At 52.9% G+C, this 26,337-nt stretch carries 20 protein-coding genes and 1 pseudogene; 7 read left to right on the top strand and 14 right to left on the bottom strand.

Going from position 1 to position 26,337, the window contains the following annotated elements; all coding sequences use genetic code 11:
- Positions 1-12: 12 nt before the first annotated feature.
- Positions 13-966 carry a DUF3102 domain-containing protein gene (locus KRAC_RS63260; protein WP_052568887.1) on the top strand — a complete coding sequence of 318 codons (954 nt, stop codon included), beginning with the start codon at positions 13-15 and terminating at the stop codon, positions 964-966.
- Positions 967-1,290: 324 nt separating this feature from the next.
- Here KRAC_RS63260 and KRAC_RS37640 read toward each other — a convergent pair whose 3' ends face one another.
- Positions 1,291-1,710, bottom strand: coding sequence for a VOC family protein (locus KRAC_RS37640; RefSeq protein ID WP_007916470.1), 420 nt, complete (start codon positions 1,708-1,710; stop codon positions 1,291-1,293).
- A 565-nt stretch (positions 1,711-2,275) separates the two neighbouring features.
- Here KRAC_RS37640 and KRAC_RS37635 point away from each other — a divergent pair.
- Positions 2,276-2,833: pseudogene (locus KRAC_RS37635) on the top strand (RNA-guided endonuclease InsQ/TnpB family protein); the annotation flags it as partial.
- Positions 2,834-3,053: 220 nt separating this feature from the next.
- Here the strand turns inward: KRAC_RS37635 and KRAC_RS37630 are convergent.
- The 6 genes from KRAC_RS37630 to KRAC_RS37605 form a co-directional block, all read right to left on the bottom strand.
- The gene (locus KRAC_RS37630) at positions 3,054-4,031 is read right to left on the bottom strand and encodes a S1C family serine protease (protein ID WP_007916469.1); all 978 of its coding nucleotides are present in this window, start codon (positions 4,029-4,031) and stop codon (positions 3,054-3,056) included.
- A 408-nt stretch (positions 4,032-4,439) separates the two neighbouring features.
- Positions 4,440-5,459, bottom strand: a complete 1,020-nt coding sequence (locus KRAC_RS37625) for a Na/Pi cotransporter family protein (RefSeq protein ID WP_007916468.1) — start codon at positions 5,457-5,459, stop codon at positions 4,440-4,442.
- Between the two features lie 194 nt (positions 5,460-5,653).
- Positions 5,654-6,616, bottom strand: coding sequence for an ATP-grasp domain-containing protein (locus KRAC_RS37620; protein ID WP_007916466.1), 963 nt, complete (start codon positions 6,614-6,616; stop codon positions 5,654-5,656).
- A 92-nt stretch (positions 6,617-6,708) separates the two neighbouring features.
- A complete protein-coding gene (locus tag KRAC_RS37615) occupies positions 6,709-7,965 on the bottom strand; it encodes a hypothetical protein (RefSeq protein ID WP_007916465.1) in 1,257 nt (418 codons plus the stop codon).
- Positions 7,966-8,072: 107 nt separating this feature from the next.
- Positions 8,073-8,861 carry an alpha/beta fold hydrolase gene (locus KRAC_RS37610; protein WP_007916463.1) on the bottom strand — a complete coding sequence of 263 codons (789 nt, stop codon included), beginning with the start codon at positions 8,859-8,861 and terminating at the stop codon, positions 8,073-8,075.
- A 308-nt stretch (positions 8,862-9,169) separates the two neighbouring features.
- Positions 9,170-9,619 (bottom strand): helix-turn-helix domain-containing protein, encoded by a 450-nt coding sequence (locus tag KRAC_RS37605; RefSeq protein WP_007916462.1) that lies wholly within the window; start codon positions 9,617-9,619, stop codon positions 9,170-9,172.
- A 419-nt stretch (positions 9,620-10,038) separates the two neighbouring features.
- On the opposite strand from KRAC_RS37605, the gene KRAC_RS37600 reads away from it, so the two are divergent.
- The 3 genes from KRAC_RS37600 (at position 10,039) to KRAC_RS79985 (ending at position 14,766) form a co-directional block, all read left to right on the top strand.
- Positions 10,039-12,807, top strand: coding sequence for a helix-turn-helix domain-containing protein (locus tag KRAC_RS37600; protein WP_007916460.1), 2,769 nt, complete (start codon positions 10,039-10,041; stop codon positions 12,805-12,807).
- Positions 12,808-12,834: 27 nt separating this feature from the next.
- The gene (locus tag KRAC_RS37595) at positions 12,835-14,151 is read left to right on the top strand and encodes an FAD-dependent oxidoreductase (protein WP_007916458.1); all 1,317 of its coding nucleotides are present in this window, start codon (positions 12,835-12,837) and stop codon (positions 14,149-14,151) included.
- A gap of 423 nt (positions 14,152-14,574) precedes the next feature.
- Positions 14,575-14,766 (top strand): helix-turn-helix domain-containing protein, encoded by a 192-nt coding sequence (locus KRAC_RS79985; protein WP_083814998.1) that lies wholly within the window; start codon positions 14,575-14,577, stop codon positions 14,764-14,766.
- A 270-nt stretch (positions 14,767-15,036) separates the two neighbouring features.
- On the opposite strand, the gene KRAC_RS74820 is transcribed toward KRAC_RS79985, so the two are convergent.
- Both KRAC_RS74820 and KRAC_RS37585 read right to left on the bottom strand, forming a co-directional pair.
- Entirely contained in the window at positions 15,037-15,228 is a 192-nt protein-coding gene (locus KRAC_RS74820; protein WP_040445657.1) for a hypothetical protein, read from the bottom strand.
- 73 nt (positions 15,229-15,301) lie between these two features.
- Entirely contained in the window at positions 15,302-16,465 is a 1,164-nt protein-coding gene (locus tag KRAC_RS37585) for an RNA-guided endonuclease InsQ/TnpB family protein (protein ID WP_007916456.1), read from the bottom strand.
- Positions 16,466-16,646: 181 nt separating this feature from the next.
- Between KRAC_RS37585 and KRAC_RS37580 the strand changes: the two genes are divergently transcribed.
- Together KRAC_RS37580 and KRAC_RS37575 are read left to right on the top strand one after the other, a co-directional pair.
- On the top strand, positions 16,647-17,678 hold the full coding sequence (locus KRAC_RS37580) for a hypothetical protein (RefSeq protein WP_157507541.1): 1,032 nt from the start codon (positions 16,647-16,649) through the stop codon (positions 17,676-17,678).
- Positions 17,679-17,717: 39 nt separating this feature from the next.
- Complete coding sequence (locus tag KRAC_RS37575) at positions 17,718-19,124, top strand: NAD(P)/FAD-dependent oxidoreductase (protein WP_007916454.1); 1,407 nt, start codon at positions 17,718-17,720, stop codon at positions 19,122-19,124.
- Positions 19,125-19,263: 139 nt separating this feature from the next.
- Here KRAC_RS37575 and KRAC_RS37570 read toward each other — a convergent pair whose 3' ends face one another.
- The 5 genes from KRAC_RS37570 to KRAC_RS37545 form a co-directional block, all read right to left on the bottom strand.
- Positions 19,264-19,917: a hypothetical protein gene (locus KRAC_RS37570; protein WP_007916453.1), complete on the bottom strand. Its 654-nt coding sequence runs from the start codon at positions 19,915-19,917 to the stop codon at positions 19,264-19,266.
- 321 nt (positions 19,918-20,238) lie between these two features.
- On the bottom strand, positions 20,239-20,487 hold the full coding sequence (locus KRAC_RS37565; RefSeq protein WP_007916445.1) for a KGG domain-containing protein: 249 nt from the start codon (positions 20,485-20,487) through the stop codon (positions 20,239-20,241).
- Positions 20,488-20,891: 404 nt separating this feature from the next.
- On the bottom strand, positions 20,892-23,444 hold the full coding sequence (locus KRAC_RS37555; RefSeq protein ID WP_007916443.1) for an alpha-galactosidase D: 2,553 nt from the start codon (positions 23,442-23,444) through the stop codon (positions 20,892-20,894).
- 194 nt (positions 23,445-23,638) lie between these two features.
- Positions 23,639-24,940, bottom strand: coding sequence for a WD40 repeat domain-containing protein (locus tag KRAC_RS37550; RefSeq protein ID WP_007916440.1), 1,302 nt, complete (start codon positions 24,938-24,940; stop codon positions 23,639-23,641).
- Between the two features lie 286 nt (positions 24,941-25,226).
- Entirely contained in the window at positions 25,227-26,207 is a 981-nt protein-coding gene (locus tag KRAC_RS37545; RefSeq protein ID WP_007916438.1) for a hypothetical protein, read from the bottom strand.
- Positions 26,208-26,337 lie beyond the last annotated feature (130 nt).

The following is a 26,337-nucleotide window of genomic DNA, read 5'->3' as shown; positions in this document are numbered from 1 at the left end:
ATTGTGTCCAGCATGCAAACGCCCCAACGACAGGATGAGCAAGCGCCGGACCAGCAGCTCACGTTCGACTATTCTCTTCTCGATGAGGAGACACGTCACTTTGTGTATCAAAAGACGGTTGAGACACAGGGGTACCTCAAACGAACAGCCGAAGATGTCGTGCGTATCGGACTCAATCTCCGTGCCGTCAAAGATCGCCTTCCACACGGGCACTTTATGACCTGGGCGAAAGGCGAGCTGGGACTCAGTCGACAAAGCTGCCAGAACTTCATGCGCGTGGCAGAGCGCTTTGGGGAACGCATCCACCGATTCGGTGCGATCCCCATCAGCGCTCTGTATGAGCTGCTTGATGCACCTGAGGATGTGCTCAGACAGATTGAAGAACAGCATATCCCGCTCACACGCCCGGCTGTGCGAGCAGCCAAAGAGCAGGCCCGTCAGGGAACAGTCGAAGAACATCACCTCACCGCGTCATCAGAGCAGATGCCAGACGACACGGCATTGCTCCAGCTTCGCCAACGGATCATGCTCCTGGAACAGGAACGCCTGCAACTGAGCCAGGAAGTCGAGTGCCACAAGCAAAGGGAACGCGAGGAGCCCGTTCTCCCAGCGCAGGTACAGCAACACATTCAGGCGTTAGAGCGACAGGTAAGGGAGTTAAGCGCCCAACGCGAAACACTCTCACGACATCTTGCCAGCGCGACCTCTCAGGCACGAGAAAGCGTGCTTGAGCGCAATACCTTGAGTCACGAGCAGCAGACTCGTACGCGTTGGCGAGAGCACACAACGGAATTTGTGCGAGGCGGAGGGATGTTACTCTCAAGCATGCCTTCTGCCCTGATGCTCGATACCTTTGAGGCGGAAGATTGGACCAGATTGGAACAGGTCGAACAGGTCCTGGCGCAACTACTGCAAGCGATCGATCGAATCCGTCATTTTTCGTCTCATACCGTTGAGGCTGGGTAAAGCATTCTGTGCCTGGAAGGCCAGACACGTACACACAAATCATGAAGGATGGATGCAGGTAATGAATGCCCTTCCAGCTATTCATCACCAGCATCCATCCTTCATAAGATCTGCCATCCCGGTGTACCATCGCTCTTCCAATCGAGGTAGCCTCCCAGGCGGGCAATCGCGGGCCATAATTGTTTAGCCATCACAATGTTGCAATGATGATGATCCAACAGGATTACGGCCTGGATAGCCTCTTGAGAAACTGGGAAAGGCGCTCCGCTATTCGCTCTCAACCGGGGGCATGGGAGCAAGCTCCACTCAATTGGGAAGATATGTCTATTCCGGCAAGAGGTGGGGATTCCAGACAACTTCCCATAGATGATCGTCGGGATCTTTAAAGTAGCCAGCATAGCCGCCCCAGAATGTCTCTCTTGCTGGTTTGATGATCTGTGCTCCTGCGCTTTGAGCCTGCTGCATGACCGCATCAACCTCTTCTCTACTGCTGACGTTATGTCCGATGGTGAGTTCAGTAGGGCTATGGTCAGTTGGGGCAATGTTTGTGTCATGAGCAATGTCGGCTCGGGACCAGAGGGCGAGCTTCAGGCCAGGCTGCATGTCAAAGAAGGCGACTGCTCCATGTTCAAATTCCTTCCCAATGATTCCTTGCGTGGGAAAGCCAAGGCCATTTCGATAGAAGGCAAGTGACCTCTCCAGATCATCTACACCCAGGGTAATGACCGTAATTCGTGGTTTCATAGAAGTTTCCCTTTCTGGGGTACTATCGGTAAATGTTTGCTCCAACTACAGGAAGTATATGGGAGTGGAGTGACAGCCCTATGTCAGTAGTGGGCATGGCTTTGTGAAAGTCGAGCGACCGCGATGCGCGAATCTGTCGGGGTTAAAGCACCCCCGAGATCCTGCGGTACTGGGAAGTGGAAACGAGACAAAGCAGCGGTGATTGCGGGACTCACGCTTCCTCTGGCGATGATTCGCATCGTTGTTCAAGCGATGAAAGCGAATCAACCAATTACATGGTGTGCCACGACTGGTAAATGCCCCGAAGAGTGAGCAACTCAACTCTTGCTTTTAGCAGCACGGCTCTAGAAGCACGTTCACACATTCCGTAGTTGTAAATTCACGAGCAAAAGGGCTTGAATGATGAGCAAAATCTCCTCTCCTTCGGTCCAGTTTTTAGGCGAAAAGGAGCGATCTTGCCGGGTCAGTCCGCGACCTTCGCCCGCAGAGAACAGATAAAAGCGAGAAATTTTGCGTGTACATGAGAAAACCCATGTATATCCCCTGATATACACTATTTTATCGCAAAGCTGAGAAGAAGCTTGAGATGGCGCAGCAAGCCTTGTCACGCAAGAAGCATAGGTCCAACCGACGCAAAAAGGCAGTCATGACGCTGGTAGCTCGCCTTCCTATGCAGGCGAGCTACCAGCGTCATGACTACTTGCATCAATGGTCACGTTGTCTGATGAACACCTACGAAACGCTTGTCTTTGAGGAGGGAGCGCCCTCCACTCTCTCACGAAGGGCAAAGCCTAAGCAGGATGAGGTCACAGGACAATACCTTCCCAATGGGGGGAGTGCAAAGTCTGGATTGAACAAGTCAATTGGAGACGCTGGATGGTCGATGTTCATAGCCATGTGCGAGTACAAAGCGGCAGAGGCTGCTACGGTGCAGGTGGAGAAAGTTGACCCACGCAAGACCAACCAAATATACAGTGGTTGTGGAATAGTGGTCAAGAAACCACTCTCAGAGCGTTGGCATTCATGTAAATGTGGCTATGAACTGGATAGAGACCACAATACTGCTATCAACACCAAAGCGCTTTGGCTCGGACGGAGCCTTCAGGAAGCGCAAGCCTCCTGAGAAGCCCCCGCCTTTAGGCGTGGAGAGTCGTCACTGAATACTTGTATATCCAGACCACATTAGGATCAAGTGAATTTCAACGTGTCGGTGCTATTGCTCGCCAACACGTTGGAGTAGATATTGAGGAAGCACAAGATCATGGCACAACAAACACCAAGAGAGGCAAGTGGGAGGGAAACACCTCTCGTCTGCCTCTCCGTATAGTCGTATCCAGATGCTTTTAACTTGCCTGCTGGAGAATCTGAGCTACATCGGTTTTGACGAGATTCGACGGGATCGCGAAACCAACGCCGTTCGCAGGAGTATTGAACTCTGGATCAACTGATGCCAATGTTGGAATGCCAATGACCTGCCCTTGCAAGCTAATCAGCGCGCCTCCACTATTGCCGGGATTGATCGGGGCATCGGTCTGGATCGCGTTCGGAATCGTGACTGTTTTGGATTCTGGCACGGTACGGTTTAATGCACTGACAATGCCGTTGGTAACCGTCTTGGTGATGCCCAACGGATTGCCAATCGCCAGTACCGTCTGTCCAACGACCAGTTGGGATGAGTTACCAAGGGTTGCCACCGTCATGTTCGCAAATGGCTTGATCCGCACAACGGCCAGATCGTTTGCGGCATTGGTTCCGACAAGCTGCGCCGTCTCGGTGGTGCCGTTGATCAGTATGGCCTGAATAGATTGCGCGCCATTGACGACATGATTGTTGGTCACGATATCGCCGTTATTGTCGATAATCACTCCTGAGCCAATAGCCTGGCCCTGGCTGGTCATCACCTTTAGTTCGACCACTGCTGGCTCGACCTTCGCAATGGCTGCCACCTGTTGCGTCTGAGAGACGGTCGTCGTTGTTGTTGTTGACGCCGTGGATGTGACCAACGCAGTGCCGGTGCGATTATTGTTGCCGAGTAGTACCATGCCAGCGAACAGGCCGACGCCGAAGACGAGCAGCATCACGAGCGCGAGCGCGATGATTGCACCTGCTCGCCAACCAGATTTCTTCTGCTTTCGTGGTCCCTGCGGCGGTACCGACCCTGGCAGCGCTTCCTGTGACTGGTATTTCGGCGGCTGAAGCACTTCGCCTGACGCCGTATCTGGAGCGGGCGCAAGCGATTGATTAGAGGGAGTCTCCGGTGCAGACACAGGCGTATATGGATAGTGATAAGGATGCTCAATATCAGCTTCTTTATACAACATCGTGGTGATCCTCATCTTTCTTTGAGATTTTTTTATCGATCTTGCTCACGTATTTTTGATCATTATGTATCATCGATCTACCTATTAGGTTATGCCACGATCATCAAAAAAGACACAAACTAATGTAAAATCAATGTATGTTTATGTAAAATCAATGTAAGGTATATAACACTCAGTACAATCAGGCAAAGCTTTCAGGAAGAAACCCGTTTATCAAGGGCACTCGATGCCAAAAAAGTTGTTGATTGTACTTAGAAGCCTTCAGCCCATACGATCTAACAGAACAAAAAAGCTCTTATCTACTACATTGGTTTCTTTCTCTGTTCTGGTTTTCCACACGTTCTCCACATCAAAAGAGAACAATGTGGAAAACCAGAACAGGATACGCGAATGGATGGTTTTCGCCGCTCACCCATCTGATACCGGCGAGGAACAGGAATAGCTGGCAGACTCTGAAATCTGGTATACAGACACGTTTTCTCCTGAGGGTACCAGATAAGTCAGTAGCCCGGTAAGTGGACCCGCCAGAGGCACACAACAACAGGTCAGCAGGACATTAAATCCGAGGTGTGCCATGCCAACTTGCATGGTAGGGTTTGGCCAGCATATAGCGAGCAAGGTGGCAAGAGGATGCAACAACAAAAAGAGAAGACATGCTCCCAAACACTTCGTTCCTGTGTGGGCGAATGCCAGGCGCTGCCCCAAAGCAGCATTGCGCGACACCGCCGCGAGCAGCGCAGGAAGTGTCGTTCCAATATTAGCCCCCAACACGGCTGCTAACGCTGGTACCAGGGGCAACGTATGACGGGATGCCAGAGCGAGCACAAACCCGATAGTTGCAGTGCTCGAATTAAGCATCATGGCCAGGGCTGTTCCCAGAAGAAGGAGCAAGAGCGGGGTCGTAGCAACTGTCTGGAGTGCCGCTACTGCCCACGCGCTGCTTGCCAGAAGCTCACTTGCCTGAGAGAGAGTAAAGAGCCCCAGGAGCATAAGGCCACAGGGGAACACGATTTGGCCAACACGTCGCCATCTGGTGCGTGCAGTCATGAGCGCAAGCAAGGCAAAGAGACCGACGAGAGTGAGCGCATAATCGGTAATATGAAAGGAAATCAGCTGCACCGCAAGGGTTGAGCCAACATTTGCTCCGAGCATCATCACGATAGCCGTTGAAAATGGCAAAAGATCTGCGCTCACCAGGTCAATCAACAACGAAGACATGGCACTCGAACTTTGCATGCAAGCCGTCATGATAAGGCTGATGAGATAGGCGATGGCTGGGAAACGTGATATGTGCAAGAGGCATTGACGCAGATAGCGATTGTCCGATTGTCCGATGGCCTCTGTCATCGATCGGACGCCATAGAGCAAAATCGCCATACCAGCCAGGACAGAGAAGAATATCCTTAAAAAGAGAATAGCGTCAAACATCGTATGTTCACCGGTCTTTCAAAGTCATTGCGTTCAATACAAAGCACACCTTCAGGAAACAATACTATGAGTACATGAGAAGCATGCCTGACTGCTCTCTTTCTTTGCGCACCCAAACCATGCTGCCACAACAGAACCTATTTCATACTCAGGGCGAGTTCCTCGCGAAGCATGTCCGTCACCGTTGTCACATCTTAGCCAACGACGACATGCGACACGACGGATGAAAGCCTCTCCAACAATTCACCTTCTGCCCCCGAGAGGCCAGATTCCTGGCGCCATAGAGATGGCTGGCGAGCGAGCCGAGAGAGGGCTCTCGCCAGGCGTTCACAGGCCGCAGAAGAGCACTGAAAGCAGAGACGTGGCGCAACTAGATGGAGCTCACTCAGCCGCAAGCGCCCGGTTGTATCGCGAAGGAGATCCACACGCGCGAACAGGGTTGGGGGAAGGCGGGAAAGGACGTCACGAGCAAAGGCCACGTAGTCCCTCTGCAGCGGGACCGTAACAGCATTCCTCACTTCATCATCCTCCTCTGAGAGCTGGCAAGGCGTATGGACGGCATGCGTGATCTGTCCACAGATCGCCATCACGCTCTGCTCCCCCTCGGGAAGGAAGGGCTGAATCATCATGGCAGCGCCGCGCGCCAGAGAGGCATCGAGATGTGCCTGTCCCTGGATCAGGCTTTCCTGTGCACGTGTCACCAGGCGCAGATCAGTGGGACCAATGGCAATAACCGGTTTGATTATCGTCTCTTGCCAGCCGCGCTCCGCAAGGAGGTGTGCCAGTGACGGGGGTGTGCCAGTCGTTGGCTTTACCCAATGGGTCGGGACAACCGGGATCCCCTGGGCCGCGAGCCCACGGAGATACCACCGCTGTGTGTTCCACTCCAGGAGTGGAAGCGGATTGAGCAACAGCGTCTGCCCGGCGACACGACGTGCCCAGTGCAGAAATGCGCCACGCTGCCGGTCATAGTCCCGAACGGAGCGTACGACCACCAGAGATGGGCGCTCCCACTGATAGGTGGGGTCGTTCCAGCAGACCAGGTCGACATGGACACTCAGGCGGCTCAGCGCTTGCTGCACGACCAGGTCGTCGGGATCGCGATAAAAATCGTCCGCACAGGTCGCAAGTGCGACGAGAGGGTACAATTGCGTCATCTTTCGTCTTCCTCGTCTGAGAAAAGCTCTCTCTCAGCGCCTCTTTCTCGCGAGGCATATGAACACAGCTCTCGGTAGAGAGCTGCCCTTGATCAAAAGCAGTGACGGAAACGGGCGCGAAACTGCGTGAGGTAGAGCGACGGGGTATCCTGCACGCCGAGATCAGGTGCCGCCCCTCGGAACCCGGCCCGTCTGAGCGCGAAGTAGTAGCTCTGCGCCGTTTTGGTGTCGACCCATCCAGAGGTCGGAAGGACATCGAGTTTCGCGACCGCGAGCCCGGCAAGCAGAGAACTCTTGATCTGGTGCGGGGTACGCAACCCACTCCCTTCCCCCGTTTGTACCAACAGATCGAGCAGTGACCCCTGCGCAAACGCTCGCTGTGCTCGCATCGGCGCTGGAGAGGTCAGTTCATCTCCCCGAGGAGCAAGGAGATCCCGGTGTGCGCGTATCCGGGCCGAGAGGGGCTCTGACACTTCTGGGGAGAGAGCCGACGGGAGCCGAAGGAGGATCGCCCCGGCGCGAAGGCGTTGCACATCGAGTCCTCTAAGCACATCATCCGTCCCAAGGAGCAGGGTGGCCTCCTCATACACGCTATCTGGCAGCGCCTCCCCTGCTCGCATCTCGCTGCGCACGATGTCTCCCCGAAAGCCAGACACCAACAGTTCCGTCTCGAGGTGCTCACCGTGCCTCCCCTGCCCCGGAAGCGTGCACAGCATCAGGGATGACGGATGTGGCCGCGTGGCGAGCAGGAGACGAAGAAACGTACTAGCAAAATCATCGGGTCCCACCGCCACCGCAAGCCGTTCACGGCAGAGCTCACGACCGACGCGAGCAAGGATCCATTCGAGATTCAGGAGGACCGCGACACTGGTGGTGGCGTCCGCGGTGGTAAGGCTTGGTCGATGACCGGCACGCAGCACCTGGTGCTCCCGAATCAGCTGCCCACCTCTGGTCTGCGATGCGAGAGGCGCTGAAAGGGCAACACTTCTGGCACCGCAGGTCTGAGCGAGGGCCACGGCTTTGCAGGCCTGCTCAATAATCATCTTTTGCTGCCGCTGTTCATCGCCGTGGGTATCCTCTGTGGGCAAAAGAACTGTTCCCACCCGTCCGAGCTGCGTCGTGACAATCTGCGTGAGCGTCGGGCGTCCCTGATGCCAGGCCTGTAGGAGCGAGACTTCCTCCTTTTGAAGAGGAGGAAGACACGTGAGCACAGCGGCATCGAGCGGGGCCTCGCTTTTTGTGAGCACCTGCTCAAGGAGCAGATGGGAGGACGGCAATCCCTGCTGCACATCTTGCACAGGTGAGGATGGTGCTTGCACGTGCACAGGAGAAGAAAACGTATGAGTCATATCGATGCTCTTTCTCTTCATAGACAACATGTCAACGCGTTGTCATAAGTAGACAAGCAATAAAGCGAAATGGATGAACTCAAGAGCGCATCGGATGCCCACCAGCTTTAGAGAGATGTCTCAGAGACAAGTGCCGCATACGCGCTCGATTCACGCTCCTGGGAGCTGGTTCCTCCGGCAAGAGGGACATCGCTCTGCGCCACAAGGCACAAGAGATCCTTGAGTGTCTGAAGAATCTTGAGCGGTTTTCCCCAGCGGGTATATTCCGTCTCCATGTATTCCACCAGATGGCAGAGTTCTGCACTGGCCAGGGGATGCACCAACCGGATCTGCGACACCAGTTCTCCGTGTGCGCGCTCAGGAGCGATGCCATCCTGCGGAAAGAGGGGAAGCAAAAGCGAGGCGAGCTCGTGAGCGGCCCTGTAGGAGATATCAACGTCAGGCGAAGACAAACGCGTCAGGAGGGCAAACGGATACGAGTGTGGGAAGGGAAGGATGGTGAACGCGCGCAGGCGCTCTGCCAGCGTCGCATGCCACTGCAGCGCATCGAGCAGGCACATGCCAAAGCGTCCAAGTGCGACCACATGGATGCCATCCAGGTGAAGGATGGTATCACATACAATCGCCAGATCCTCAACCCAGGAGAGGATGCTGTAGGCAGCTTGTTCCGCTAGTTTGGAAGAAAACCCGTGTCCAAGGAGATCGGGTGCCACAACGTAGTAGTGGCGGGCAAGCGATGCCATGTACGGCGTGAACACCGCGCTACTTTGCCACTCGCCGTGAAGCAAGAGCAACGGTGAGTTTTGAGGGGTGCCTGCGAACCGGCACCATAGCCTCCGTCCAATTGGATGAAGGGAAAGATGCTGATCAGAGCAAAGGGAAATGGATGCTGCCATCGTGAAAGGTCCTCCATTTTACCAAAATTTTGTAATTTGCCTGTACATACTGTTGTACTGTAGACATGCCTACAAACACTCAGCCTTTGTCATGAGAAGCAACCCTTGATAGGTTCCTGGCGTTTAGTTATCATCACCGTCACCAGTGTAGATCCAGGGATGTTTCAGTCAATGTCGCGAGGTACGTGACTAAGTGTACCTGGTATCAAGGAGACAAGGAAAGATGTAAACCACCCAATAGTGGGCGAAGTTCTTCCCAATTCTGGGCGAAGTGCCATGTATATAGGAAAACCAACACACGCATGTGCTTATTCAGACACATGATTACTTTCCGCCTTGTGCCCCTCCTGGCGATGGTGCAACACATATCCATGCCCTTTGACCACAGCCAATTTCAGAAACGGTGGGAGTTTCTGCTTGAGTTTGGACACGTGCTTTTGGAGCGTGAGAATCTCTTGCGCATCGCAGTGAGCGGCATCAAGGCCAAATGCACAGGCCGCCAGGTCGCCAAAGGAAAGCACCTGCTCAGGATGGGATAAAAATGCCGCCAGCAGGCGACATTGTGTGGGCGTACAATGCAGTTGAAAGCCCTCGGTCAACTGTTTTCGCTGAAAAATGTAGATAAAACGCTCGTGAAAAATCAGCGCCTTATAGGACAAGAATGAAATGAGTGCTGGAGAGTGATCTAAAGTACTCTCCAGTTCATGCGACAAAGACAGGGTACTTGCGTACAAAATAGCATCTTGAGTAAGAACCATTGCATTCCTCTTTTCGTCAAACTTCTCCAGAAGAGATGTCTCTCAAATTGAGACAAAACATTCTCTGTGGAATACATATCCTCTATTGCTTCCTATCAGAGATTTACCCCCTGGGAAAGAGCCTGTATCAGCCCTTCCTGCAAGAACTTCGTAAATAGTATGCCTATTTTTCAGAGGGGTGTACACCTACAGCGCCCCCACAGTTCACAAACAGTATCCCAAAATACCTCAGACAGCAGTTACAATGTTCCTCGCCTTTTTCCTTTCACAAATATGTCTTGTCGAAATACACAAGAAGTGCTATGATCATAGGGGTTATACATGCAAGAGATTCTGTTGATGCATAACATTGTTATACAAAGTTATGCATCAACAGGCCTTTTCTTACGCAGACTTTACTTCTCAAAGAGGCAATAGAGATGACAACCAGAAGAATTCCGAATGTACTGCTTAAGCAGGCACGCGAGGAAAAGGGATGGACACAACGCCGTCTCGCTCTTGAACTTGACGTTGATGAAAAAACTGTACAAAGTTGGGAGCGCGGCACTCGTTTTCCCTCATTAGAGTATCGTAAGCAACTCAGCGACTTACTCGGGAAGCCACTAGAACAATTGGGATTACTGCCACTCGAGAAACAGAAACAACCGGCGTCCCAAGAGATGCTCAGTGCTCCCTCTACTGGAGACCTCTCCTTTACCCTCCAAAAGGTACAGCTATCGAGCATGCTCCTGGAGAAAGGTGATTTTCTCTCATCTTCAAAACGACAACTCATCTCTCGTAACGATGTTAATCGACAGCGCATGCTTACACGAGTCTTTAACTTTTGGATTTCAGGAGTGCTTGCTCATTCCCTCTATCAACACAACCTCCTCCCCTTAGCATTACAAGAGCAGCCAGACGTACTTGTGAACCCCTGGCAAGATACCGTTCGAGAATCGATGCTGCCAGCGAAACCGTTACCCGAAGGCACCCATATCACGCACATGTATGAAGAAGCTGATGGTGAATTGCTTATCTTAGGAGAACCAGGCGCGGGAAAGACCACGCTCTTACTCGAACTGACCAATCACCTCCTGCAACAAGCAAGGCAGGATGCGTTGTCCCCTCTCCCCATTGTATTTAACCTCTCATCCTGGGGCAAAAAACGAACCTCCTTGCACGTATGGTTGTTGGATGAGCTACACACAAAATACCAGGTTCCGCACCAGGTGGCGCGAAGGTGGATTGAGGACGAGCAACTCGCTCTCTTGCTTGATGGGCTTGATGAGATGCAGGCAACACATCGACTGGCATGCATAGAGGCAATCAATCAGTATAGGCAAGTACATGGATTAGTACCTGTTGTTGTTTGCAGCCGCACAGCTGAATATCTCAATCAACCAGTTCGTTTAGTGCTCAACAAAGCAATTTCCATCCAACCGTTAAGCGCTCAACAGGTCAACAAGTACGTCGAACGAGGAGGGGAAGCGCTGATCGCCTTGAAAGTCGCAATGCAACGGGATCCAGGACTGCAAGAATTGGCTGAAAACCCGCTGATGTTGACAACCCTTGCCATGACGTACCATGGGGAATCAGCAGCAGAGCAAATACTGCCAGATTCTTCTGTGCTCATTCACTATCTCGTTTTTGAGACATATGTGAAGCGCGTGCTTCAACGAAGAGGCTCAAAAGGGCAATACACTCCTCAACAGACAAAGCGATACCTCACCTGGCTTGCAAAGCAGATGCAAGAGCATGCTATGACCGAATTCTACCTCGAACGCTTGCAACCGGATTGGCTCCCACCATCTTTGCTCCAAAATTATCGCCTCCTGATCATTCGCGTGGTATTTGGGCTGGAAATCTTCGTCAATAGTAGCGTGCTTGGCATGTTCCGCGGAGATTCACTCCCAGACCAGCCCGGCCTCTTTTCCTGGCTGGGAGGAGGTCACGGAAATACCCTCCTCGACTGGATGGCTCCCGGACTGGGAGGTGGTATTCGAGGGGTGACCAGTCTGATGATTGCCGTAGGGTTTGTCATGATACTCGTTGTCCTTCTCGTGCAACGGAGAACCATTCCAACATTGTCGAAGGCGTTGGTGATACGGGGATTACGAAGTGCAACTCGTTCTGCGCTCGCGGTTGGAAGTGTCGTCGGGGTCTTTTCCGGGTGTATTTTGGGATTCTCTGGAGGTATAGGCTACGGACTCTATCGAGGTGTAGGAACTGGACTCTTCGCCGGGCTTCTGATTAGCATGATGCGCATTTTAATGACGCTCCTGCGCTCAGAAGCAGAAACGCAACAAAGCAAGTCATACTCGTTTTCGCTCTCAACGCGTCTCGTGAATATTGTTTGCTTCAGTATCTGCGGAGCGTGCGGTTTTGGCAGTATCTATGCCTGGCAGTTCGGGCACATCAACCACTTTGTAGTGATCTATGCCCTCATTATTGGCTTCTTTTTTGGCATTGTTGCCGGAGCAGCCAATGGCATTGACATTATTCCTGGCCTTGGTGTCAGCATCAAGCCAGCAGAAATTGTAAAATGGGAGGCTCCATGGAGTCAAACCGGGAACTTGATACGACAGGGCTCGCTTCTTGGAGGTGTAATTCTGGGAGGAGTTGTCCTTATGCTGACATCAATAAGCAGTTCCTTCTATGGTTGGCACTATGGTGTACAATTTGGGCTTATTTATGGCGTCATTGTCGGTTGTATCGGAAGCATAGCAGCCATGTTTACAGGCTTTTTCAGTGCTGGTTGGCTCAGTGAACTGATAGATGACCAGCGCCAGTTTGTCAAACCCAATGAAGGCATTCGCCGTTCCATACGACACGCGCTCTTTGCAGGAGGTATCTTTGGTTCAGTTGGAGGGTTGACTGGTGGAGTTATATGTAGTATGGCCTTTGGGCTAGCGGGTATTCCAGGGTGGCCTATTCTGGGAGCAGGGTTCGCCATCGCCATAGGCATCGTGTTTGCCCACAAATTCTTCGCCTTTTATGGAGGGATCGCCTGGTTGGAGCACTATGTGCTTCGAGCCTTGTTGTGGCTGAAAGGGGAAATCCCCTGGAACTATGTTGCGTTTTTAGACTACGCAGCAGAACGCATTCTTCTCAGGAAGGTGGCGGGAGGCTACATGTTTTTTCATCGGTTGCTTCTCGACTATTTTGCAAGTGCTCATACCGATACACCTCTCTCTGAACATCTCTTATAAGCATTTTAAAGGCGGAATATAGAAAGCATGAAGCAGAAGACACACGCTATCGTCATCGGTGGTGGTATTGCAGGCCTTGTTGCTGCCCGCGTGCTGACCAACCATTTCGATCAAGTTACGATTCTGGAACGAGATCACTACCCGGAAACACCAGTGTTTCGTCCAGGCGTTCCCCAGGGCCGCCAGGTACATACGATGCTGCTCAAAGGGCAGCAACTCCTTGAGTCACTATTCCCCGGTATCTCAGCCAAACTCTATGCTCAAGGAGCAGTGGAACAACTGTATGGGCACAAAAGCCTGTACATTTACAAAGGGCGCCGGTGTCTACAAATTCCACCTCTGTTACGGGGATGGAACTGTTCTCGCATCCTGCTGGAATGGCAGATCCGACACTATGTGCAAGCGCTCAGCCAGGTACATATTCTCGAGGGTGTAGAGGTTATACATCTTCTTCCTGGCCAGCAGCCCAACACCATACGTGGTGTTCAATTTCGCAAAAGAGGGCCTACCAAAGGCGATATTCACGAGCTTGAAGGCGCTTTGGTAGTGGATGCAAGCGGTGCTGCTTCGCGTGCAGTCCAATGGTTGGAAGAACTTGGATATGAGCCTCCACAAGAAACTATAGTAGATGCGCACATCGGCTATGCAACCCAGGTCTACGAGCCCCCGATAAACTTTCAAGCAGAGTGGACAGGCATTGCTATCCAGGCGAGAGACAATACATGCCGGGGCGGTATTCTGATGCGAGTGGAAGGCGAACGCTGGATGGTCGGGTTCTCAGGAACCCGAGAGGAGTATCCCTCAACCAACGAGGAGGAGTATCGCACGTTTGCCCAAAAGCTTCCAGATCCCGTGATCTATGAGGCGATCAAAGATGCGAAGCCCCTCTCACCGATTTATGGTTATCGCCGGACAGAGAACCGTCTCCGCCATTTTGAGCGCCTGAAGCGCTTCCCTGACAACCTCATCATTATGGGAGATGCGAAGTGTATGCTCAATCCCGTCTACGGACAAGGGATGACAATCGCAGTACTCGAAGCACTTGTACTTGACACGTGCCTCAAGCAGTACAGGACCAAGAAGCGACAGAAAGGCTTCTCCCGCGCCTTTCGGCATCAGGTGGCTCGCACCATTCGGACACCATGGATTTTGGCTTCATCTGGTGACGCACCTCAAAAGGAGAAGCAGGGACTTGCAGACCAGTATGTAGACCGCATATTCGACTTGCTGACAAAAGACCAAAAGACCCTTTTGGTCTTCCTAGAGGTGCTGCACATGCTTCGCTCTCCATTTGCACTTCTCCATCCAGGGATTATCACAAAAGTCCTGACGACACGAAAATAGCAAGTGAAAACTTAGATGCTGGGTTGAACTGCTCCTTTAAGGAGAATACGTGCCTACATCGGCAGTCTCTGCTCAAGAGCGATGCCTATTCCTTCTGTGAACTGGGGCAGTTCACAGAAGGAATAGGCATCGCTCAGCATAATAGTTAGGCTCTATTTCTACGAAAGAGCTACAAACGGGGTAAGATCACTTAAAAGTACAAGACTTGTATTGGTCAGGCAGAGTTTAAATAGAAATAATATACAAACCGCCTCTACAAAAGGAATTTATGGGCTTTTGTTGAACTTGGATCTCTTCCTTATATGATATCTAGACGAATTTTCACGTTACGTTACTGATCTACCGATCAAGAACCTTCATCGCATGTACTTTGCGGAAATGAGTAGTCTTTGTGTAGACAAGACGATGACTTACGCTAAATAGCTGGCGTATCAACGTTGGGTTGCTGAAGGAATTGAAGGATTGCGGGATCGGCCTGGTGGAGGGGTTCCTCCCAAGGTCACCAGCGAGTATGAGGAGCAGTTACTTGCCTCGGTACGGCTTCGACCTCGAAGTTTAGGACTGCCCTACTCGATGTGGACACTGCAGCGGTTGGCCGATTACATGGCGGAATAGACAAGGATCCGGGTAGGATACGAAACGGGTCGCCAAGTGCTCAAAAGAGGTGAGATTGTGCTCAGCCGACCTCAACCTACCATCAGTAGCCCTGATCCAGAGTATCAGCTAAAAAAAAGACGATCGAAGAAACAAGTGATGGCCAAAAAGAGGAAGATGTCTTTTATGAGTGACTCTGTTCCAGATCCATCAGGCTTATCCTTCTATCTGAATGGAAAAGGGTGGGGAGTGCATATCCTGGGATGGATGGCACCAGGATTGGGGGGTGGACTACGCGGTGGAGGAAGTCTCGAGATTATCGCCTTTATTGTCGATGTAATTGCCGCGCTCATTGTGGGACGAAGTGGACTGCCCTCCATTACCTTTCAGTTCCTTCCACGTGTCGCGCTCAGCGGTCTTCGCAGTGGTCTTCTCTTTGGCTGCATTATCGCTGCTCCGATTAATGTAGGAAAACGTATGCAAGCATCGCCTTCCAGATCTTTCGTTGTTGCTGCTTCACTCGTAGGTGCCTCAAGACCGGTTGGTCTTTTTGGTCTTATCCCGCGTCCACAGCCAAGTTTACGCCATCGTCCGAGCCAGTACCGGTGGCGACTTGATCTATGAGCCCGATCAAGCGTAGGGCTTCCCGCAGCACATTCTGAGCGGCATTGTGATCCCGATCTTGCGGGAATTGAGAGTACGGGCATGAGGGATTCTGACAGACAAACACCCGGTCTTTGAGCGCCATGTCTTCCCATTTCCACCCGCAGCAGTGACAGGTTTTACTGGAAGGAAAGAAACGGCCCACTTTGATCACCTGTCCCCCGCGTTGCGCGACCTTGGCCTCCAGCAGACGCCTGAGCGCGCCCAGCGAGGCATCAGAGAAGGAGCGAGCCAGGCGTCGGTTCTTGAGGAGTCCCTTGAGGTTCAAGGTTTCCACTCCCACAATCCCATAACTGTCCGCCAGTCGGGTGGTCAGTTTCTGGAGCGCATCTTCGCGTAGACAGGCAATGCGGTAGTGCAGGCGTGCGACCTGCCTGCGGGCTTGCTCCCGGTTGTTTGATCCTGGTTTGCGACGATGCAGGCGCTTGTTCGCCCGGCGCAGTTTCCCCAGAGCCGTTTTGAGGAAGGCTTGGTTCTCGACTCCCTCTCCCGTACTCAAGGTCGCCAGGCGTTTGAGCCCGACATCGATGCCCACCGCCGCCTGTTTCTTCACTGGGATCTCATCAGGCATCTCCACCTGGATCGAGACAAACCACCAGTCCGCGGTTTTGCTGATCCGAGCACTGGTGATCTTGCCAGCAAAGCGGAGATTCTCGGCCATATTCACCCATCCGAGCTTGGGAACCCACATGCGATGATCCCCGAGTTCCAACTGATCGTTGGCGAGATAGAAGCTGGGTTTACTGCGCTTTTTGCTTTTAAACTTCGGGTGACAGGCTTTGCCTTCAAAAAAGGCTGTAAAGGCTTTTCCCAGATCCAGGAACGGCTGATCCGAGGCGTTCTTGGTGACCTCCCAGGTCCAAGGGAATTGCTCGCGCCGGATTTCATTGAAGTGCTTCTTGAGTTTCAAGGCGGCCGGGTTTTCCCCCACCTCATACTGCCGGTTCCATTCGGCCAGCGCCCAATTCCACACGAATCGTGCAACCCCTGCTGCTTTCGCCAAGTAGACGTGTTGTTCTTTGGTTGGATGCAGGCGTATTTTATGCGCACGAATCATGCATTTGCTCACTTATTCTATACTAAATCATCTCATACCCTTTTATTATAGATCATTTGTTCTTCTTTGTCAAGAGAAAAGCTTTGTATGTTCCTTGATACCCTCTCAATACATTTTCTTCACTTTTGGTCAACTGTTAAATCCTCTTTTTACTGCGGTGCTCTTTGGAATCACAGAAGGGGTGGCGACGGGAATATACCGCGCACTCGGGACTGGCGTCTTTGAAGGATTGCTTGTTGGATTGATGACTGGGCTAATCGCCGGACTGAGATATGAGCGAGGCAATGCTTCAAAAGAGCAGAAGAAGCAAAAGTTGTTCCAGAGACGCAGTCTCATTGATCGCCTCGTGAATTTTGTCATCTTTGGTCTGTGTTCAGGAATTGGGACAGCGAGTGCCTACGCTCTTTTCACCGGGGGCTACTTGATCGAAGCCCTGGTCTATGGGCTCGTTGTCAGCGTTGCCTGTGGCATACTCTTTGGCCTGGGGAACGGCACGGAGCTTGTGCCAGACCTTGGCCTGACCATCAAGCCTGCCGAGAGCGTCGCCTGGTCCTGGGCGAACGTGACCCACCATCTTGCCTCCAATGTAAAAAAAGGGCTGCCCATGGCAGGGACCATTCTCATCCTGATGGTCGTGGTTCTTGGATGCGCAGGCCAGGTCTACTATGGCGCAGGTTACGCCTGGCGTTATGGATTGGTCTATGGCTCGGTCATCGGCATCGCCACTGGCGTGGCAGCCATTCTGACAGGGGTGCTCAATAGCGGGTGGTCCAGCAATATGATAGCTGAGAATCAACGCCTCCTACCCAATGAAGGCATCCAGAACTCGCTCAAACATGCCTTTTTTGCCGCAGGCCTTTTTGGCATTATTGGCGCCATCGCGTGTGGCCTCACCAGTGGGTTATCCTTTCGCTTGGCAGGCGTCCCAGGATGGTCGATTCTTCTGGTAGGGATGACGCTAGCCTTTGGCGCTATCTTTGCTTTCCGGTTTTGGACAGCCTATGGTGGCAATGCGTTCGTTGAGCATTATATCCTTCGCTGGTATCTTTGGCGTGCCGGCTCGATCCCCTGGAAATATGTTCGCTTCCTTGATGACGCGGTGGAGCATACTTTCATGCGAAAAATCGGTGGAGGGTATATGTTCTCACATCGCTTGCTTCTGGAGTATTTTGCCAGCTTATCGAACCAGGCAGAAGAGACACAGAGAATTTGAGAGGAACGCGCCACCGTGCCCTCCAGGGGGTTCAGCCCTATGGCAAAAGCCAGGGGACATGCTGGCGTGAATACGAGTAAAGAAGAAACCATGCATACTTTACAACGAACGCACGCGCTTGTCATCGGAGGCGGGATCGCAGGTCTTTTAGCGGCGCGCGTCCTCGTCAAGCATTTTCATCACGTCACCCTTGTGGAACGAGATCATTACCCACAGGAACCGATCTTTCGTCCGGGAGTTCCACAGGGTCGGCAGGTTCACACGCTATTGCTACGAGGGCAACAGGCCCTTGAAACCCTTTTTCCTGGATTGGGAAAGAAGTTGCTCGCCCATGGAGCCATCGCACACGATTATGGCAACGAAAGCCTATACTACTATGGTGGTCGTTGCCCCCACATTCCCCCTACCTTACTCCAGGGATGGACCAGTTCACGCTTACTGCTGGAGTGGCAAATTCGCCAGGAACTTTTGGGCTACCATAGCCTGTGCTTTAAGGAAGGCTACGAAGTGATGGGTTTGGTCGCGTCTGCTGAGAAGAAACAGGTGACCGGTGTGCGCATACGAGAACGCACGCATACTCCTCCGGAGAGCAGAGAAATCAGTCAGATCACGGCAGACCTTGTGGTAGACGCCAGTGGTTCCTCATCTCTCGCACCGCGGTGGCTGGAAGAACTGGGCTATGATGCCCCAAAAGAGACCATCGTCGATACGTTGGTTGGGTACGCAACACGGTTCTATATGCCTCCCGCACAGCGGAACGACTGGAAACTCATTGCGATCCAGGGAACACAGCAAAGTCAACGCGGCGGCGTGTTAATGGCTATCGAGGGAAACCGCTGGATGGTGGTTCTTGCGGGAACGAAGAAAGATTACCCCTCAACCAGGGAGGAAGAATTCCTCACATTCGCGCGTAGTCTTCCTGACCCAACGCTCTACGAGGCCATAAAGGAGGCCACTCCCATCTCGCCAATTTACGGGTATCGACACACCGCAAATCGCATTCGACATTTTGAGCAATTACAGCAGTACCCGGAACAATTTCTTGTTCTCGGCGATGCGGCCTGTTGTTTCAATCCAATCTACGGACAAGGCATGACCGTTGCGGCCCTAGAAGCGCTCATGCTCGATGTCTGCCTGGGCGAATCCAGCAGACAGCAAGGGTTCGCTCATCGTTTTCAGAGAAAAGTGGCCCATGCCATTGCCACGCCATGGCAATTAGCGACAGCCGCAGCCCTCCCGGGGACCAAAGAGAGCCTGACAGGAAGAGTATCTCGCTGGTATCTAGAGCACTTGATCTCGCTTCTGCCAACAGATCAGGCCACATGGCTGACTTTCCTGGAGGTGATCCACATGCTTCGCTCTCCGCTCGCCCTCATGCACCCAAGGATAGTGGCAAAAGTCTTGACCGCTCGCAAGCGTATTTCGTCACCGGAGAGTAGAACGTAATTGTGTCAGTGCATGTGACGCGTGATCAGGGGTCACGTCCCCAGTTTCTGTGCTTTGTTTGCACTAATCTTCGAGTCAGCTCTTGACGGGCTAGGAAAGCCTGATGGAGACGTGATACAGCCATCGCTCAGGCCAGGGATCACACCAGCCCAAAGAGGCGGTACATGAGGAGCGTCACGCTGACGGCCAGGATGGTTCCGGCCAGAGCCTGGAACCATGTATGCGCGTGCAGCCGCCAGCGTGCCCAGCCAACAAGCACTACCAGCGGTGACAGGAACAAGCAGAGCGGCCCCCAGAGCAGGCAGCAGACCGTCACCGCGCCTGCTATCCCGACCAGATGCAAGCTGATTTTCCAGTACTGGGTGATAACCGCAGCAACGGCGACCGCGACCAGAGTAGCAGTCACCGTTGCAAGAAGGGGTAACGATGCATGCAAGAACAGCAGCAAGACGAAAGCAAGCACCATACACGCCAGGCCAAAGAGGAGGGGAACCCGGCGTTGCTCGCGTTTGCTGACATGGTGATCGCTATAGCGTCCTCGACGCACCCCTTGCCAGATAAAGAGGAGCGGAGCGAGAGAAATACCGAGCACAGCGATGCCCCACCAGAGGAGCGCGTGGAGGACGTCCGGTGCCGTTGCGAGAGCGACAATGAGAAATGTGGGCAGGGCAACAAGAAGCGGGTTCGTTACTTCAGAAATGACCGTTGCTCCCCATTTTCCTGGCCCGACAGGGAGGGGAGTGTGTTCCGAACGAGGATATTTTTCTTCGAGAAGTGTGGATCTCTGTTTCATACGTGCCTTCAACGAAAAACGGTTGTCTCCTCGTGGATGCAGGTGCATGCCATCCAACTGCCGTCGTGTCAGACCAGTCAGGAGGAGACCACCTTGTGTACAAGCAGTCTAACAAAGAACAGCAGGAAAGGGAAGCAAAAGCGTGCAGGAGTAGGAGAGAAAGGCCTCTGTGGTACCTACCACAGTTGATTATTTTCCTAAACCGTACGTCGGAGAATCGAGTCCTCTCAGGGCCCACTCGTTGAGAAAAAAGACAACCCAAGAGAAAAACTCCCTGGTCAAGGCCAGGGAGTTTTTCTCTTGTAGCAATGGCTCTAGCTACTACTCGCGCCGTGCCTCTCCACCTTTACGGCCAGCCTCACGGGCCTCTTTACTACTGAACTCGTGAGCTGTTCCTTTCTCATGAGCCACCTCTCCACCTTTACGGCCAGCCTTGCGAGCCTCCTTACTACTGAACTCGTGAGCTGTTCCTTTCTCATGGGCCATATGACCAGCCTTACGGTGCTGCTCTTCGCTTACCGACTCTCCACCTTTACGACCAGCTTCACGACGCTTCTCGTTGTCGGACATTATATTTTCCTAGTATGTATCTCCTTTAGCTATTGCAGCAGTGTCTATCTCTTTACGTCTCCATCCATCCTCTTGTATAAGGCGCTGGATAGAGCGGCTATCCTTTTCACTAACGCGGGTATGTGTTCGTTACTCTGCAACTTTGACGAAATGTCCAGAATCTGGGGCAAGAATCGGGGATGAAAGGGAGTGAGCATGAGAAAAACCTGGATGAGCTCAATCAATGCTACTTGCCTTGCTCAAAGCAGCATTGATTGAGGGTGGATATGTGGGATAAAACGATCTCGCCCTTGGCCTGGTACTGACAGCCTGTCGGCAAACAAAACGGGTTCGCTTTTACATGCCTGTTCTTCGTGGGATTGTTTCAAAGAAATCCCGGCTCGTGAGAGCCGGGATACAAAGAGCTAGCTGATGCTGATACAATCGATATCCGGTGCCCAGCCAGAGCCGCTAGAGAATTGAATGCTATTGTAGCCTGCATTGAGATTCACCACGACACTGGTTGTTTGCACCGCGTTCCAGTTATTATCATTGGTGCCATGGAAGGTGAGCGTACTTGCCGCTCCGCCGTTGACACTTAATTGGGCTGAACGCCCGCTATCACCATCAATATACTGGATTGATAAAGTGTAACTCCCTGTATTGCTGACCAGCACTTGATTGAACGTGAGAGAGGCTCCGTTGCCAATGTTGCCGACCTTCTGACTGCCAGAGCAGGCCGAGCAGGAGACGATGGAGGCGCTCCCAGTCAGCGTATTGCCTGCGGCCTCGGCCTCGGTGGTGTTGTTGCCGCCCAACGTGACACGGTCGATGTCCGGAGCCCAGTTGGAACCCGAGAAGAGTTTGATGGTGTTGCTTCCCGTATTCAAACTTATGGTCATCGTCAGCGTCTGAACTGTGTTCCAGTTGTTGTTGTTGGTGCCGTGGAAATTGATGGTGAGGGCGGACCCCCCATTAATGCTCATTTGCGCCGAACGTCCGCTATCGCCATCGATGTAAGCGATCGTCAACGCGGTCCTGCCGGTTGTGCTGGCCTGGACGTTGTTAAAGGTGAGAGAGGCGCCGTTGCCAATGTTGCCGACCTTCTGACCGCCAGAGCAGACCGTGCAGGAGACGACGGAGGCGCTTCCGGTCAGTGTATTGCCCGCGGACTCGGCTTCATATGAAGTGGGTATCAGGCTGCCAACAATGAGTCGATCAAGATCAGGACTCCAGCCTGAGGATGGCGAGGAGAACTGGAGCGTGTTGTTCCCCGCATTCAGGTTCACCAAAATTGTGGTAGTCTGTACGGCATTCCAGTTATTATCGTTGGTCCCATGGAAGTTCTGCGTGGTTGCGGAGCCGCCATTGACGCTGAGCTGCATTGAACGCCCGGCATCTCCGTCTACATACGAAATGTTCACGGGGTAGGTCCCACTGGCAATGACGGAAATGTTGTTGAAGGTGAGGGAGGCGCCATTGCCAATATTGCCGATCTTTTGACCGCCAGAACAGGCCGTGCAGGAGACGACAGAGGCGCTGCCAGTGAGCGTATTTGCAAGCGCTTCGGCTTCGTAGATCTTGCCCGCGTTACCGCCTGCCGGTGTCACCTTCAACAGGCGTGAGGCATGGCCGTTTAAGGAAGCACTAAAATGATCGGCTATCGTGCCCAGGTTTGTATGGCTCCAGAGGTCACGCACCGTAGGGGCGCCACTTATCCCGAGATCACTCCAGTTCACCGTGACGGTGGCGTTCCCACTATCCAGATTGAAGAGTGCCACCGTATAGGTGCCATCGCCATTATCTGCGTACCATACTTGCTGGTTGTTGAGCTGTGAGAGCGGGCGGGCAGGATGACCGGATTGATCAACCGCAATAACTTCATCATTCGTCAACAATGAGAGTCCAGAGCTGTCCAGTTTGGTGAGATCATCGCCGGAGAAAAGCGGGGCCGCCTCGATTGCCCACAGCGTCATATAACTTTGACGCTCGTCCTGGGAAATCCCATCCAGTGTTCCGCTGCCAACGTCAAGGGAGTCAAGGTCATTCCACCCACCCGGACCAGCGTTCTGCGTCCAGGGAACGACATCGTTGAAGCGTGCTTTGACCGAGTTGTCCCACGTCACCAACGTCCCACAGTAGCATTCGACATCAGTGTCAATGCGCCAACCATTGGCCTGCTGCTGCCAGAAGCTGATATAGCGATGATCCAGAGCCCAGGAGAGCTCAAACCAGATCGGACGTCCACTCTGCGCCAGGGCCTGTGACCACGCCTGCACATCGGGCCGGTTATCGGTGCTCAGATCATAGATGCCAGAACCAGGGGTTACCCCATCGAGTTTGAGGAAATCCACCCCCCAGGAGGCGAACTGATTGGCGATGGAGTTGATATAGGCCTGCGCGCAGCTATTGCTGTAGTCAATGGCATAGTTTCCTCGCCAACCGTTCGTCATCTGTAACGGCTTGATCGCGATATCCTGGGCGTGGCAACTGGTGCCGTAGATAGGAGAATTCTGATTGTAGACGCTCTGGTCGAGGCCGGCAACGTAGTAGATTCCCAACTTTAACCCATAATTGTGGACATAGTTCGCTACGTCGCTGATGCCGGCAGGGAACCGACCAGGATAAGGGGAAGGCCGCCCATAGCCATCAAACGTAGCCTTCCAGTTCAAATCCATCCACCAGCCCGCGTCGATGTTTATGTACTGGTAGCCGTGTGATTGGAGTTGCTGATGCAACACATCGGCCTGGGATTTGACGTGATCGGCAGTGAGCCAGGGGGTATTGTAGCCGCTATAATTCGTTGACTCCAGGCTCCAGCTACTCCAACCCATATATGGCTTCTGGCCCAATCCATTGGAGGAAGCATGCGCTACAGCCGGATGGGAAAAGAAGGGGAGCGGTAAGAAGAGGGCACAACAGGCGAGTATAACCAGTATGGGAATCACGCGACGAATGACAGCAATGTACCGTGGCATAAAGAATCCCTCCTTTGGTTGCTCTACAGGAATACATTCTGTGCACCTGTAGACAGTATGTGCTTCGTTGCAGGTACCATATGGTGTCGGGCGAGAATCAGGGTGTGTCCTCCTTTCCAACGCATCTTGACCGCATCATTGCCCAAACGAGATGCTGTTTTACGGAATTCGAGAGCAACCTGAATGGTCAAGGATCAACGTTTTTTCTCCCAAATCTTGATTGACAGACTGCCGCTGGCAATGAACCGACTATCGGGACTGATGGCAAGGCTGTAGACAGGACCTGCATGGCCCGGCAAGGTACGAATAGTTTCTTGAGAACCGTAAAGATTCCATTCCTTGATGGTTTTGTCTTCGCTACTACTGATGACCGTTTGCCATGCAGGATGAAACGCTACTGAACGGACGGCCCCGGTGTGACCCGTGAAGGTGGAAATGAGTCTCCCGTCGTCGGCCCCCCACCACTTCATGGTCCTATCTGCACTCCCACTCATCAGCATCGTTGAGCTGATGGGAAATTGCCCGTCCTCCACCATGGTCAAAGACAACACTTTCCCGCTGTGGCCTCTGAGGGTACGAAGGAGTTTTCGAGTGTGAGCGTGCCATAAGCGGATCACGCCGACCTCGTCTCCACTCACAATGATCTGGTGATTGGGACTCATGGCAACGCTGTAAAGAGGGCTTGGATGGTCGATGAAGGGCAGCAGAAGCCGTCCAGTCTGCAGGTCCCAGAGTCTGACAGTCTGGTCGGTGCTCGCGCTGACAAGGGTTTGTCCGTCAGTGCCCAGAGCAAGAGAGCGCACTGCATTGCCATGGCCTTCAAGAGAGCGCAAGAGTTTCCCGCTCTGAGGATCCCAAAGTTTGATCGCGCTGTCCTGTCCACCACTGACCAGAAGCCCTCCGCTCGGGCTCCAGGCGAGAGCGAACACGCCTCCGCCATGACCCGTGAGGGTGTGCAGCAAGTGGCCGCGCGAAGGATCCCAAAGCTTGATGGAGCCATCGATACTGCCACTGGCAAGAATCTGCCCATCGGGACGAAAGGCAAGGCAACGCACCCAACTCGCATGCCCCTTGAGCGTCTGCACGACCGCATCTTCTTTCACTTCCTCCGTCAAGAGATCCGCGACCAGGGTTAAAAATGCTCTCAGATCCTCTTCGGAAGCGGATTGACCGTGGATGTCACGAACGGGCTGGCTCGGATTTGCGAGTTCGTGTCGAATGTCGGCAACGATGCGAGCCAATTGCTCCCGGCTCTCTCGGTTGCGGAACATGCTGGCAATACGCCGGGCATCTGCCTGGGGCTTCTGAGAGAAGATCGTGCCGTATAAGACCAGGCTGAGAGATCCCCCCCATCTCTCGGTGAGTGATCGACCTGGGAGTTGGGCAAAGTGGCGATGACATGTAGGGCAGCGGTAGAAAGTGATCTTTGCATCGGATTCGGGCAGCAGTTCTAATGGACAATGTCGACAGGACAAGCAGGTAGCTTTTGAAGTCACGCGATCTCCTCCTCAGAAGAAAACAGAAGCGCTTCATGGCCTTGCGCGAGCGTATTCCCAGATACATCATAGCATTTTCTATGCCTCTATGTGGCAGGTTCCTTCTACTCGTAGCTGAAGGAGAGATTACGGTATTTTTTACTTTCGGTTTTCGGCCAAGCACTTACTGAGACCTCCCCAGCATGAATGCTCAGGGCATTCCCGCTTGGTTTCTATAAATTGGAAGCTGCAAAAAGAAAAGGGATCGCCTATCCTGGCGATCCCTCCAGGTACACTAAGATCCGTATTAGGGATAGGAAATGACACACCCACCGGCGTTGTTATTAAACGCGTTACTCCAGAGCGACTGGACAGGAAATGTTCCTGTGCTCAAGGTAATGTTGGCTGAGGCCCCCTGACCGGAGCTAATCCAGGCACATTTGTCCCCGTTCTCGCTCCCACTGCCGTCGATCCAGCCAGTACTGGGATAGATATCGGTTTCAGTCTCGGCAAACTCATGACCACCGACAATGGTGATACCGTCGGTCAAGCCCGCGCTCCCCGAGTTCACGAAGTTGGCACCACAGCTCGCCCCCGCGTCAGTAATGTAGGGCATGTTGGTATAGGCAATATTGCCATAGCTCGAACTCGTCGAACTGTGCCAGGCGCAGTATTGGGTTCCAAAACCACTCGCGTTATTGTGCGTCGCGGTGTTGATCACATACTGAACCGTTTTATTGGAAGACGCAGTCGTATTGCCAAAATGCGCTGCTGCCTTGACCGCTTCACTGGCCAGTTGCGACTGACTGGGTTTAGAGGGAGCCGCAGATGCATTGTCATACCAGATGCCGGCGAATACGCCGGTGGGGTTTGTGGCATGTGTGCCCGATGAGCCACAGGTAACCGTGCCGGAGGAAACGCCTTCACAGTATTGCGTCACCGAGTTGTTCCAACTTGAGCCACCTACGCCTTTAAAGAAATTCTGCTGAATGGCCGCCTCGCCAGATGGATCGTTGTTGTTCCATTGCGATCCCCAGTAGATCAGATACACCTTGTCCGCTCCGGTTTCCACGCCCACGCCGCCTGTGCCGCCATGGTAGCTCAGATTATTGCTCCCGGCGCAATTGCGACAGGCGGCGGCAGTGTTTTTTACTCGCATGCTGCGTATGGAGTGAAGGACTTCACTGTTTGAGCTTGCGTGAGCAGGACTCGTAGAGCTAGCGAGGGAGATCGAGATGGAGAGCGCGAAGGCCAGCGTGGCCGCCATGAGTAAATAGATGCGCTTCAATGTTGCACTTCTCCTCTTTTTAGGGGCGAGTCAGGCGAATGCCGTTGTATTCGCCTTTATTTAGATAAGTATAAATATATCGATTCACTGATACTTTCTTGCGATTTCACGTGAACAATCCTCTGAAAAG

Source organism: Ktedonobacter racemifer DSM 44963 (genome assembly GCF_000178855.1).
GTDB lineage: Bacteria > Chloroflexota > Ktedonobacteria > Ktedonobacterales > Ktedonobacteraceae > Ktedonobacter > Ktedonobacter racemifer.
This window is presented reverse-complemented; position numbering and strand designations above follow the sequence as displayed.

Excerpts from the sequence above, each read along its gene's own strand:
- KRAC_RS63260 (WP_052568887.1), top strand. The coding sequence starts at position 13 with ATGCAAACGCCCCAACGACAGGATGAGCAAGCGCCGGACCAGCAGCTC.
- KRAC_RS37640 (WP_007916470.1), bottom strand. The coding sequence starts at position 1,710 with ATGAAACCACGAATTACGGTCATTACCCTGGGTGTAGATGATCTGGAG.
- KRAC_RS37630 (WP_007916469.1), bottom strand. The coding sequence starts at position 4,031 with ATGTTGTATAAAGAAGCTGATATTGAGCATCCTTATCACTATCCATAT.
- KRAC_RS37625 (WP_007916468.1), bottom strand. The coding sequence starts at position 5,459 with ATGTTTGACGCTATTCTCTTTTTAAGGATATTCTTCTCTGTCCTGGCT.
- KRAC_RS37620 (WP_007916466.1), bottom strand. The coding sequence starts at position 6,616 with ATGACGCAATTGTACCCTCTCGTCGCACTTGCGACCTGTGCGGACGAT.
- KRAC_RS37615 (WP_007916465.1), bottom strand. The coding sequence starts at position 7,965 with ATGACTCATACGTTTTCTTCTCCTGTGCACGTGCAAGCACCATCCTCA.
- KRAC_RS37610 (WP_007916463.1), bottom strand. The coding sequence starts at position 8,861 with ATGGCAGCATCCATTTCCCTTTGCTCTGATCAGCATCTTTCCCTTCAT.
- KRAC_RS37605 (WP_007916462.1), bottom strand. The coding sequence starts at position 9,619 with ATGGTTCTTACTCAAGATGCTATTTTGTACGCAAGTACCCTGTCTTTG.
- KRAC_RS37600 (WP_007916460.1), top strand. The coding sequence starts at position 10,039 with ATGACAACCAGAAGAATTCCGAATGTACTGCTTAAGCAGGCACGCGAG.
- KRAC_RS37595 (WP_007916458.1), top strand. The coding sequence starts at position 12,835 with ATGAAGCAGAAGACACACGCTATCGTCATCGGTGGTGGTATTGCAGGC.
- KRAC_RS37585 (WP_007916456.1), bottom strand. The coding sequence starts at position 16,465 with ATGATTCGTGCGCATAAAATACGCCTGCATCCAACCAAAGAACAACAC.
- KRAC_RS37575 (WP_007916454.1), top strand. The coding sequence starts at position 17,718 with ATGGCAAAAGCCAGGGGACATGCTGGCGTGAATACGAGTAAAGAAGAA.
- KRAC_RS37570 (WP_007916453.1), bottom strand. The coding sequence starts at position 19,917 with ATGAAACAGAGATCCACACTTCTCGAAGAAAAATATCCTCGTTCGGAA.
- KRAC_RS37565 (WP_007916445.1), bottom strand. The coding sequence starts at position 20,487 with ATGTCCGACAACGAGAAGCGTCGTGAAGCTGGTCGTAAAGGTGGAGAG.
- KRAC_RS37555 (WP_007916443.1), bottom strand. The coding sequence starts at position 23,444 with ATGCCACGGTACATTGCTGTCATTCGTCGCGTGATTCCCATACTGGTT.